This is a genomic window from Tissierella simiarum (assembly GCF_018917865.1).
Taxonomy (GTDB): Bacteria; Bacillota; Clostridia; order Tissierellales; family Tissierellaceae; genus Tissierella_C; species Tissierella_C simiarum.
In genome coordinates, this window is sequence record NZ_JAHLPM010000009.1 from 59,337 (window position 1) to 71,622 (window position 12,286).

12 protein-coding genes are annotated in these 12,286 nt (G+C 31.7%); 1 reads left to right on the forward strand and 11 read right to left on the reverse strand.

Annotated features, from left to right (window positions below):
* Window positions 1-81: 81 nt before the first annotated feature.
* The 6 genes from KQI42_RS11275 to gcvT form a co-directional block, all read right to left on the reverse strand.
* Window positions 82-486, reverse strand: a complete 405-nt coding sequence (locus KQI42_RS11275; RefSeq protein ID WP_246566424.1) for a ribosomal maturation YjgA family protein — start codon at window positions 484-486, stop codon at window positions 82-84.
* A 253-nt stretch (window positions 487-739) separates the two neighbouring features.
* Window positions 740-2,152, reverse strand: coding sequence for a dihydrolipoyl dehydrogenase (gene lpdA, locus KQI42_RS11280; RefSeq protein WP_216519829.1), 1,413 nt, complete (start codon window positions 2,150-2,152; stop codon window positions 740-742).
* 10 nt (window positions 2,153-2,162) lie between these two features.
* A complete protein-coding gene (gene gcvPB, locus KQI42_RS11285) occupies window positions 2,163-3,617 on the reverse strand; it encodes an aminomethyl-transferring glycine dehydrogenase subunit GcvPB (protein WP_216519832.1) in 1,455 nt (484 codons plus the stop codon).
* Window positions 3,614-4,960, reverse strand: coding sequence for an aminomethyl-transferring glycine dehydrogenase subunit GcvPA (gene gcvPA, locus KQI42_RS11290; protein WP_246566427.1), 1,347 nt, complete (start codon window positions 4,958-4,960; stop codon window positions 3,614-3,616). Before gcvPA ends, gcvPB begins: the two co-directional genes overlap by 4 nt.
* A 3-nt stretch (window positions 4,961-4,963) precedes the next feature.
* Window positions 4,964-5,347, reverse strand: a complete 384-nt coding sequence (gcvH, locus tag KQI42_RS11295) for a glycine cleavage system protein GcvH (RefSeq protein ID WP_216519834.1) — start codon at window positions 5,345-5,347, stop codon at window positions 4,964-4,966.
* 19 nt (window positions 5,348-5,366) lie between these two features.
* Window positions 5,367-6,461, reverse strand: coding sequence for a glycine cleavage system aminomethyltransferase GcvT (gene gcvT, locus KQI42_RS11300; RefSeq protein ID WP_216519836.1), 1,095 nt, complete (start codon window positions 6,459-6,461; stop codon window positions 5,367-5,369).
* A gap of 145 nt (window positions 6,462-6,606) precedes the next feature.
* On the opposite strand from gcvT, the gene KQI42_RS11305 reads away from it, so the two are divergent.
* On the forward strand, window positions 6,607-7,743 hold the full coding sequence (locus tag KQI42_RS11305) for an aldo/keto reductase (protein WP_216519838.1): 1,137 nt from the start codon (window positions 6,607-6,609) through the stop codon (window positions 7,741-7,743).
* Between the two features lie 77 nt (window positions 7,744-7,820).
* Here the strand turns inward: KQI42_RS11305 and KQI42_RS11310 are convergent, their stop codons facing one another.
* From KQI42_RS11310 to cwlD, 5 genes are all read right to left on the reverse strand, one after another.
* Entirely contained in the window at window positions 7,821-9,287 is a 1,467-nt protein-coding gene (locus tag KQI42_RS11310; protein WP_216519840.1) for a 4Fe-4S dicluster domain-containing protein, read from the reverse strand.
* Window positions 9,288-9,305: 18 nt separating this feature from the next.
* The gene (locus KQI42_RS11315; RefSeq protein WP_216519842.1) at window positions 9,306-10,478 is read right to left on the reverse strand and encodes a SpoIIE family protein phosphatase; all 1,173 of its coding nucleotides are present in this window, start codon (window positions 10,476-10,478) and stop codon (window positions 9,306-9,308) included.
* Window positions 10,479-10,480: 2 nt separating this feature from the next.
* Window positions 10,481-10,984: a PAS domain S-box protein gene (locus tag KQI42_RS11320; RefSeq protein ID WP_216519844.1), complete on the reverse strand. Its 504-nt coding sequence runs from the start codon at window positions 10,982-10,984 to the stop codon at window positions 10,481-10,483.
* 22 nt (window positions 10,985-11,006) lie between these two features.
* On the reverse strand, window positions 11,007-11,252 hold the full coding sequence (locus KQI42_RS11325; protein WP_216519846.1) for a (2Fe-2S) ferredoxin domain-containing protein: 246 nt from the start codon (window positions 11,250-11,252) through the stop codon (window positions 11,007-11,009).
* A 259-nt stretch (window positions 11,253-11,511) separates the two neighbouring features.
* Window positions 11,512-12,246 (reverse strand): N-acetylmuramoyl-L-alanine amidase CwlD, encoded by a 735-nt coding sequence (gene cwlD / locus KQI42_RS11330; protein ID WP_216519848.1) that lies wholly within the window; start codon window positions 12,244-12,246, stop codon window positions 11,512-11,514.
* Between the last annotated feature and the right edge of the window lie 40 nt (window positions 12,247-12,286).

Consider the following 12,286-nt stretch of genomic DNA (forward strand, 5'->3'; position numbering starts at 1 on the left):
CTTATATAATTATGTACTTTTATTTTATTATATGCAAATTTCTAAATATGGTCAATAGTTTTAAAATAATTTTATAATTAATTACCTTATTTTTTGTGCTCTATTAATAATTAACTTATCAATAAAAATACCAATTATAATTCCAATAATATAACATATTAAATCAGTCCACAAGAATCCATGGCCTAATACTAAGGATCCTAAAGTTGTTCTTCTTATTTGATCAATCCAAGGTGAATGATATAACTGACTTATTTCTATTAAAAAAGAGAATAACAATGCAATTATTCCTATCCTTGATGTTGACCATGTTTTAAATAAAAATCCTATACCTAAAAAAACCATTAAAGCCCATAGGGTGTCTCCAGCATAATCTCCTATCCATTTAGGCATGATGTTTGAATAATACCTAGAACCTAGTCCTAGCAATATTACAATAACAACTGCAACAGCATAGATTATTCTATTTCGTTTATTAGCCTTCAAATTTAATAGTTCCTCCTTTATGAATTCATTATATGATTTTTCTTGTTAAATGAAAATTTGCATGAAAGAATGTTTCTAATTCTTTCTAATATGAACTAAATTGTTTTCTTAATTTTTCTGGAATACATGTTATAAAAAATTATAGCATCTTATTTTTCATATTTATATATATTTTTATAGAATTCAACAATAAAAACATTATAGCAGGATGGAATTTCTTCATCCTGCTATTTTAAATCTATCTTACATATTTTTATCTTCTTTTTCTCGGTGGTGCTATATGAATTGCTTGGTCTTCTAATCCTAATACCGCCTCATAAAAAGCTTCACTAAGAGTTGGATGAGCATGTATTGTCCTTATTATACTTTGAATATCTAAATCGTTAGATATAGCTAACGCTCCCTCATGAATTAAATCATTAGCGTGAGGTCCGAGTATATGTACTCCTAAGACTTTATTATCTTCTTTACTAGACAAGACTTTTATAATACCTTCTCCTTCTCCTAAAGACAAAGCTTTCCCATTAGCTCCAAACATAAACTTGCTGGATTTGTAATTTACTCCTTTTTCTTTAAGCTGCTCTTCTGTTAAACCTACATGAGCGACTTCTGTCATAGTAAATACACAGTTTGGCCAAACATCTAGGTTAATATCTGGAGTAAGACCCATTATCTTTTCCATCACGTATACTCCTTGACTTGAAGCTACGTGGGCAAGCTGAATACCTTTACTATTAACATCTCCAATTGCATATATTCCTTCTATACTAGTTTCAAAATCATCATTTACTTTGATTCCTTTATGATCATGGTCTACCCCAATTCCTTCTAGGTTAATGCCCTCAACTACAGGACCTCTACCTGAAGCAATAAGTACTTTATCTCCTACTACTTCTATTTCTTCATCTTTTTCCTTATATCTTGCTACGACTCTTAATTTTTTCCCCTCTTTAATTATTTCCTTAGCTCTAATATCTACATAGGTTTCTATACCTTGTTTTTTAAGCATTGGAGTAAGCCGTCTTGAGATTTCTTTATCTGCATCCTTTAATATTCTTGATGCTAGTAGTATTACCTGTGAACCTAATTCCTGATAAATACTAGCAAACTCTAGCCCAATTACTCCTCCCCCTACTACAATTAAAGTTTCAGGGATTTCTTCCATTTCAAGTAAATCATCACTAGTTATAACTCCTTCTAAGTCTACTCCTTTAGTTTCTGTCATCATCGGTTTAGACCCTGTAGCAATAACTATATTATCTACGGTGATTTCTTTACTTCCACCATCTTTTAATTCAATAGAAACCGTATTTTTATCTTTTAAAGTAGCTGTTCCAGAAATAAATTCAATATTTTTATAAGAAGATATAAGTTTTTCAATACCACTAACAAGGGTGCTTACTACTTCATTTTTCCTTTCTTGCAATGCCCTTCCGCTCATTTTAAATCCATCTACTTGAATACCAAATTCCTCTGACCTTCTTAAAGTAGACATGATTTCTGCATTTCTAAAATAAGTTTTAGTAGGGATACAGCCTCGATTGAGGCATGTTCCCCCTACTTCTCTATTCTCTATTAGAAATATATTGGCACCTAATTGAGCTCCTCTTATAGCCGCTACATATCCTCCTGGTCCAGCTCCTATAACCGCTATATTTTTAGACAAATGGTTACACCTACCCTTCGTATTTAAGTACAGGATTTCTTGCTGCTTTTGTTTCATCAGGTCTTCTTACTATTGTGTTATGAGGTGCATCTTTTACTACTTGTGGATTTTCGCTAGATTCTTTAGAAATTTTAATCATAGCATCAATAAATTCATCAAGAGTTTCTTTACTTTCAGTCTCTGTTGGCTCAATCATTATTGCTTGGTTGATTATCAATGGGAAATAAACTGTTGGTGGATGATAGCCATGGTCAAGTAATCTCTTGGCTATATCTAGTGTAGTTACTTCAGATAAAGTGTCTTTTAATCCACCTAATACAAACTCATGTTTAAATAGAGTATCTATTGGTAAATAATAATATTCTTTTAATTTATTAGCCATATAATTGGCATTTAAAACAGCCATCTCACTAGCTTTCTTTAGTCCATCACTACCCATTGTAAGGATATAGGTATAAGCTCTAACCAATATACCAAAATGTCCATAGAAATCTTTAACTTTACCTATAGTGTTTGGTACATCGTAATCTAGATAATATCTATCTTCATCTTTGTTTACTAATGGAACTGGTAGAAATTCCATAAGATGTTTCTTTACTCCAATAGGCCCTGATCCAGGTCCTCCACCACCATGGGGTGTAGAGAAAGTCTTATGAATATTAAAGTGAACTACGTCAAAACCCATATCTCCAGGTCTTGCATGACCAAGGATAGCGTTTGCATTGGCTCCATCATAATATAATTGACCACCTGCATCATGAACAATCTTAGCTATCTCTTTAATATCTTTTTCAAACAATCCTAAAGTATTTGGATTTGTAAGCATCAATCCTGCTGTATCATCTCCAACTACAGCTTTTAATGATTCTAGGTCTACTAGACCATTTTTAGTTGATTTGACTTCTACTATATCATATCCTGCCATTGCTGCTGTAGCTGGGTTTGTTCCATGAGCTGAATCTGGAACTATAATCTTAGTTCTCTTTGAATCTCCATTTTTTTCATGGTATGCTTTTATAACCATAATACCAGTTAATTCACCATGAGCTCCAGCTGCTGGTTGTAAACTCATTTTATCCATGCCTGCTATTTCAGCAAGTGCCTTGTCTAGCTCATACATTAATTGTAGTGAACCCTGAATACAGCCCTCCATTTGATATGGATGAATATTTGCAAAGCCATCCATTCTTGCTGTATCCTCGTTAATCTTTGGATTATATTTCATTGTACATGATCCTAATGGATAAAATCCAGTATCTACACCATAGTTTTTATGTGATAGATTTGTATAATGTCTAATTACATCAACTTCAGATACTTCTGGAAAATCAAGTTCAGTGTCACTTAAAAATTCTTCTGGAATAAAACTCTTTATACATTTATCTTCTACATCTAAAGCTGGAAGATTATAAGCTTTTCTTCCTGGCTTAGATACCTCGAATATTAGCTTATCATATTTTCTCATTTTATCCCCTCCAATACACTACTTAATTTATCTATTTCATCTTTAGTCCTCTTTTCTGTTACTGCATATAGGATAGAGTTTTTAAATTGGGGATAATCTTTACCTAGGTGATATCCACCTATAATATTTTCTTTTCTTAACTTGATATTTATATTTTCAGCATCTATATCAGAAGTAATGGCAAATTCTTTAAAGAATGGCTTATTGAAAAGAGGTTTATATTTGCCAGACTTAGTAAGTTCTTCAAAGGCATAATGAGCTTTCTTTGTACTTTGCATAGCAACTTCTTTAAGTCCTTCTTTACCCATGGTAACCATATAAATAGTTGCTGCAAGGGCGTTTAGTCCTTGATTTGAGCAAATATTGGAAGTGGCTTTTTCTCTTCTAATATGCTGCTCCCTAGCTGTAAGAGTAAGTACATAGGATCTCTTTCCATCCTTATCCTCTGTTTCTCCTACTATTCTACCAGGTAACTTCCTCATATAGCCTTTTTTAGCAGCCATAAATCCTAGATATGGTCCACCAAATGATAACGGTATACCCATTCCTTGCGCCTCTCCTACAACTACGTCTACACCTAAGTCTCCAGGTCTTTTTAAAATAGCTAGTGATATAGGATCAACTGAAGCTATGAAAGAAGCTTTTTTAACCTTATGAGCAATCTCGGAAGTTGCTTTTAAATCTTCGATTATACCAAAGAAGTTTGGACTTTGGACTATAACTGCTGCAGTGTTATTGTTCATTAGCTTATCTAATGCTTCTAAATCAGTAACTCCATCTTTCATATCTACTTCAATAACTTTTAAGTTTTGAATATGAGCATAAGTCTCAAGAATTTGTCTTGTTTCTGGTCTTACTGTCTTTGAAACTATTATTTCATCTTTCTTAGCCATTGCAGCCGCCATTAAAGCAGCCTCAACAACAGCTGTACCGCCATCATATAACGAAGCATTTGCAACATCCATTCCAGTTAATCTACATAAAAGTGTCTGGAATTCAAATATATATTGTAATGTTCCTTGGCTAATCTCTGGTTGATATGGAGTATATGATGTATAAAATTCAGATCTTGAAATAATATGGTCAATTATTGAAGGGATATAGTGATCATATGCTCCAGCTCCAAGGAAGCAAGTCAATTCACTTAAAGAACAGTTCTTTTTTGCTAATGAAGTTAAATATGATTTAACTTCAAGTTCACTTTTTGCTTTAGGCAGGTTCAATTCTCTATTTAACTGAATATCTTTTGGAATATCATTAAAAAGATCATCTGCAGAATTTAATCCTATGGACTTTAACATCTCCTGCTCTTCTTCATAAGTAGTTGGAATGTATGGAAACATAATTTATTCCTCCTCAGCTAAAAACTTTTCGTATTCCTCACTTGTCATTAATTCTTCTAGTTCTTCTTTGCTAGTTATTTCTATCTTAATCATCCAATTTTCATATGGATCGGCATTTAGAAGTGCTGGATCGTCAATTAACTCTTCATTTACCTCTATAACTTTACCACTTACTGGCATATAAATATCTGCAGCTGCTTTAACTGATTCTACTGCTGAAAAAGAATCTTCTTTAGCTATTTCATCATCGATTTCTGGAAGTTCTACATACACTATATCTCCTAAATGATGTTGTGCATAATCTGCGATACCTATAAGTGCCACTTCTCCCTCAACTTTAACCCACTCATGATCATTTGTATAAAGTAAATCTTTAGCTACCTTCATTTTTAACCCTCCTAAATTATTATTTTTTTAAAAATTTTTTACTAATTATAACAGCCTTAACTGGCTTATTTCTTATCATTATATCAACTTCTGTACCTAATTCTGTAAATTCTGGCGCTATAAGTGCATTACCAATATTTTTCTTAAGAGTTGGTGACATATATCCAGTAGTAACGTGTCCAATTTTCATACCATCTTTTTGGATTTCATATCCTTCTCTAGGGATTCCCCTTCCAATCATTTCAAATCCAGCTAACTTTCTCTTAAGTCCATCTTTCCATTGTTTATTAAGTTCTTCTTTACCTATAAAATCTGATTCTTTATCAAGTTTTACAAAATACTTGAATCCACCTTCAAGTGGTGTTATTTCCTGAGATATTTCATGGCCATATAATGGTAATGAAGCTTCAAATCTAAGAGTATCCCTACATCCCAGACCTGCAGGCTTAATTCCTTCTTCTTTTCCTGCTTCAAGTAAATCTTTCCAAACTTTTACTATGCCATCATTTGTAGTATATATTTCAAAGCCGTCTTCTCCAGTATAACCTGTTCTGGATACCATACATTCTACTCCATTTATGTCTACACTTCTATTTAATGTAAAGAAAGTAATTTCATTTAAATCTGTCTTAGTTAATTTCTGTAATACTTTTTGTGCAAGTGGTCCTTGTATTGCGACTTCTCCAACGGTATCAGAAATATTTTCAATTTCTACGTCAAAGCTGCCTTTCTGTTCCAGAATCCACTTATAATCTTTTTCAGTATTTGAAGCATTTACTACTAGGTAAAAGTCATCATGGTGAAATCTGTATACTAGTAAATCATCTACTACTCCACCATCAGGTGCACACATAAAGGTATAGACTATCTGATTATCTACAACTTTGGATATATCATTTGTCATAAGATAATCTACAAATGCTAAAGCGTCTTTTCCTTTAATTGTGATTTCACCCATATGTGATACATCAAATAAACCTACAGCGTTTCTAACTGCTTCATGTTCTGCAACTAAACCCTCGTATTGTACTGGAAGGAACCACCCTGCATAATCAACTACTTTCCCCCCAAGGCTAACATGCTCATTGTATAATGGGGTTTTTTTTGTTTCCATTAAACCACTCCTTCCTAAAATTTTATGTTATACTACAAATATAAATACCCTTATAAGCATCTAAATAAACTAACTTTATTTATCTAACTAATTAAAGGGTTTATAAAAGTAGCATCGATTTTATTATACAAGAGGAGGAAAAATAATGCAATACCGTTATTTTACTAGGGATAATTTAAAAGTATCACAATTAGGATTTGGATGTATGAGATTTCCTATTCTAAATAAGGACTCAGGTCAAATTGATGAAGTAAAGGCTACAGAAATGCTCCATTATGCCATTGATAATGGAGTAAATTATATCGATACTGCCTATCCTTATCATAAGGGAAATAGTGAAGTCTTTGTTGGAAATGCCTTAAAAGACGGCTATAGAGAAAAGATATATTTAGCTACTAAGCTTCCTGTTTGGCTAACTAATTCCTATGAAGATTTTGAAAAATATTTAGATGAGCAATTAGAAAGATTGCAAACAGAGTATATTGATTTTTATTTATTACATACTTTAAGTAAAAAAACTTGGAACAAAATAAAAGACTTAAATGTACTTCACTTCTTAGATGAAGCTAAAAGAAAAGGAAAAATAAAATATGCGGGCTTTTCTTTCCACGATAAAGTAGAAGTTTTTAAAGAAATAATAGACTCATATTCTTGGGATTTTTGTCAGATACAATTAAACTACATGGATAGACAATATCAGGCAGGATTAGAGGGATTAAAATATGCCAAAGAAAAAAGTATTTCCGTGGCAATAATGGAGCCTATAAAAGGTGGAAAATTGTCTAATCCTTCCAAAGAAATCGAGGAAATATGGAATAGAAATGATATTAAAAGAACACCTTCTGAATGGGCACTAAGATGGCTCTTTAACCAAGAAGAAATTTCCGTAGTTTTAAGTGGTATGTCTACCTTAGACCATGTAAAGGAAAATATTAAAACTGCTTCTGAAGGATTATCTAACTCATTAACACAAAAAGAGCTATCTCTTATTGATGAAGTAACAAAAGTTTATACTGAAAGTATAAAAGTAGGTTGTACTGCTTGTGAATATTGCTTACCATGTCCTCAAAATGTAGTTATTCCTGATGTATTTGAATATTATAATAACCTTTATGTTTATGGTACTGAAAAGGAATCGAAAAATGCATATAATAGACTCATAGAGCTTGAGAAAGATTCTAGTAGATGTATTGAATGTGGAGCTTGTGAAGAAACATGCCCTCAACATATAAATATTAGAGAACAGCTTAAAAAGGCGGATATAGTTTTAAGAGCCAAGTAAATTTGGCTCTTTTCTACTAATGTTTTTTATAATAACTTCTATTTTGGTTTTAAATACCATAATTAGAAATAGTTACTTTATTTTCTATCTAAGTTTATATCTTCTAATTCAAATATTCTTAAAGAACTATTGATATCTTCTTCAATTGCTAACTGACCATATTTGTCTACTTCATTTTTATCCTTCGGTCCATGATGTAAACTAGCTGGACCTGCAATACATCCTCCTGGACATGCCATACCTTCTATGAAATTTCCATCTAATCTATTCACTTTAGCCATCTTTAATGCTCTATCACATTCTTTTAATCCATTACATTTTACAGGTCTAAAGTCCGTTTCAATTCCTTTTGTTGCAACGACATGCTCTACTGCCTCGGTAACTCCTCCACTACGTGCAAATATTCTTCCATAGTAAGAAGCATTGTTTAATTCTCCAACAGTACAATTTTCAAGGTCTATTTCCGCTGCATCCAGCATAGCTGCTAATTCTTCAAAAGTTAATACATAGTCTGTATCTCCTCTTAATTCCTCTTCCATCATTTCAGCTTTCTTCGCTGTACAAGGTCCTATGAATATTACCTTTGCTTTTGGATCTACATGTTTTATAAGCCTTGATATGGCAACCATTGGTGATACTGTATTAGATATTTTTTCTTCTAGCATTGGATAATTTTTCTTTATATATGAAACAAAGGCCGGACAACACGAAGTAGTAACAACTCCTTTTTCTCCAATAGTTTCAGCAAACTCCTTAGCTTCGTGCAAAGACACCATGTCCGCACCTAAAGCTACTTCTATTACATCATGAAACCCTAAAGCTTTTATACCACATACCACTTGCTCTATTCGTGCATAAGTAAATTGACTTGCAATAGCTGGAGCTATCGCAGCATATACGTGAACATCATCATTATCTTTAGCTTCTTTTAATAAATTTATAACATCAACAATGTAAGACTTATCCATTATAGCACCAAAAGGACATTGAATTACACAAGCACCACATTGAATACATTTTTCGCTATTGATTACTGCTTTCTTTGCATCATTAAAAGATATAGCATCTGCTAAGCAAGCTCTTTTACAAGGTCTCATAACATCAGCGATAGCATTATAAGGGCAGGCTTCTTTACATCTGCCACATTCTATACATTTATTTTGATCTATATAGGCTCTTCCTGCTACATGGAATATAGCATCTTTAGGACAGTTTTCCGAACATCTATGAGCTAAGCACCCTCTACAAGCTTCTGTAATAAAAAATCTATTTATAGGGCATTCATCACAAGCAGCATCTATAACTTCAATAATATTTTTACTGGTTTTATCTCCACCCATAGCTAGCTTTATTCTTCCTTTTGTAATTTCTCTTTCTTTATAGATACAGCATCTTATTCTTGGTTCTGGACCTGGGTCAATTACATTAGGTATTGTGTCTACTTTTTCTTCTAGAGTTCCTTCTAAAGCTAGTTTAGATACTTCTTTTAAAACTAAATACTTTATTAGTTGAACATCATTTTCAAACTTCCTAACTTTTTCCAATGGGGGTCATCCTTTCTATTAAATATAATTTACATTTACTTTAGCACCTAGTTCTTTCATTACTCCTACTAACTCATCTACCACTCTTAGCTTAATACTCAAATCTATTGATAAATCAGGATTTTGATGAGCTGGATTTATAGCTTTTCCTACCCATAAATTTAAATGAGTACATTCTTCTATCAATATCTTTGATAGTTTAGAAGCTGCATCTTCTCCTTTAAATATTTTATTGGAATTATCTTTATAAGGAGAATTTAGATATTTCTTTATTTTTTCTACAGTCTTAGATAAAGTTAATACTCCTTCTGTTACTAAATCCATACCCTCTATAGCTGCTAAAGGAGGTACTTCTGGATCTATAAAATTCATGCTAGTATTAATTTTAGTTTTAAGTTCTCTGGCTACAATATTAGCAGCTGTTCCGCCACATACAATTTTTTTCCCCTTGCTTTTCACAAATCTTTCTACTACTTTTACATCATTAGCAGGATTTTTTGGTGGACCGGTAAATAAATTGACTACTTCTGGCTCTCTTACTCTCACAATTACTGCTGTAGTATCATCTCCTGGTTCTTCAACATATAAATAGTGACAAGTATCCAATAAACTTCTAGAAATATTTCTAGCACTTTTTTCTTTATTAGATAATCTATTTAAATATTCTTCCGTATTTTCCCATTGCCATCCTAGATTTAAAGCTCCTCCTACACCTGCATGAATTACTCCGTCACTAACTATAGCCAAAAGGTCTCCTTTTTTAAGAGTGGTCTCACTCTCTTTTACCAAAGTACCATTTATTAAAGTTTCTTTTTTCTCTAAATAAATTGGTTTTCCATCTCTAATTAAAAATAAAGGTGGATTGTCATATTCAGAAATATAAGCTCGTCCATCTTCATATAATTGAGCAATAGTAAAGGTAGAATAAGCAAGTTTTCTAACTTGACATACAGGTAAAGTATTTATTATTGTATCTACTGTTTCAAATATACTAGCACCTTCTTTTAGCATAGTGACTGCAATCTTTGAGGTTAAAGTTGATAAAATATTGGCTTTGACTCCACTTCCTAAACCATCTGCAACTACTATAATAGCACTATCTTCTCTTTTTATAACCTCTACTTTATCACCACACAGTTCTTCACCAAATTTATTGATACTGCCGTAAGAAATATCTAAGAAATAACTCATTTTTAATCACCATCTTTAAGGACTAATTGTCTTAGTTTGTTTAAAACCACCTTAGTTTCTGCAGTAGTTTCACCTAATAATCCAGCAATTTCTTGAGCTACTCTCATTTGCTTTTCGATTACGTTTTGAGCTGCTTCTAAGGTTTCTTCTTTTAATAAGGATGAAATTTCTTTCTTTTTTTCTAAAGAAGTAATATCTGTCATAATAACTAATATAATATCTTCTTCTTCCACATATATAAGATGTTGAAGCAGTATAATATTATACTTTTCATAGATTACTTTTTTCAAATTAATACTTTCTCTTCTTTCTTTAACTTCTATTAGTGTATCATCGGCTATTATAGTGAATACAGACTTATTAACTATTTCTTCTTCTTTAATTCTAAATAGCCTTTCACAAGCAGGATTAAACCCTAATACATTTAACCCCTTATCTAAAATCATTATAGCGTTTGGACTATATTTAAATACATAGCTAGACAATCTTTGGTTTTTACTGCCCATCTTCTTTCTTCTCCTTAACTAATTATAGCCTCCCTACTACTTGGGTATTAAAAAAATCTTTTATATTATCTTTATTCACTGAATAAATAGGGCTATCATCTACTTTAACGGAAACTGCTTTACTACACTCTCCCAAACAAAAAGCTGCTTTAACCTCAACTTTTTCCTCTAAAGATTTCTCCTTAATTATTTCTTGTAAACCATTGATAACATTATAGGACCCTTTAAGATGACAAGCACTTCCAATACAAACATGTATAGTGACCACATTATCCCTCCTCATTGACTTCATATATTAAGTATACTACTATGTTATTTTTTTATCAATGACTATTTTTTAGGTGATTTTTTTCTCTAAAATATGGTTATATTTTATCAATCCACCTTATCCACATTATCCACAATTCGAGGTGGATAACTTATGTAAACAAATCCTTCCTTGTAAAATACAAGTTGCTTTTAGTGCGATTTTACATAATATTTTAATATCCACAATTAAGAAGCTTATCCACACTTAGTTATCCACATTAAAATCCATACTCGCCTTCTAATTCACTGAAATATCTCATTATTCCTACATAAATAGCCCAGGCAATCTTTTCTTGATACTTATCTGTGGATAAAAGTTGTTCTTCTTTAGGATTAGATAAAAACCCGCATTCTATTAGTATAGTAGGTATATCTATTTCTTTCAATAGAAATAAGTCATCTCTATGCTGAGGTACTCTATTATTGTTTTTATCTAATACATTTTTTAATTCTTCTTGGATTATAATTGATAACCTTTTACTTTTTTCATCATCTTTTTTATAAAAGGTTTGTGCCCCATAATATTTAGACTGGGGAAAGCTGTTTAAATGAATTGTTATAAATATGTCACAATTTGATTTTTCTACTATTTCTTTCCTTTTTTTTAAGTCTTCACTTTTCATTTGTTTTAACGTAGTAGATTTATCTGTATATAAACCTTTATCTGTATCTCTAGTCATTATGGCTATTCCACTACTTTGCTCAATAAACCTTTTAAGTTTTAACGCTATTTGTAGATTAATCTCATCTTCTTTAACTCCGTTTCTACTAACTGTACCAGGATCAACTCCTCCATGTCCAGGATCTATTCCAATTATTTTATTTGTTATTGGCAAATAGGATACTGGCATAATTGTAGATTTATTAAATATCCAGTAAAATAAAAAACTTAGTATTAGTATTAATATAATAGCTATATATAGATATATTTTTTTAAAATAAATTACCTTCATTTTATCTCCTCCCTCTATAGAAATATATTATCTTAAATTT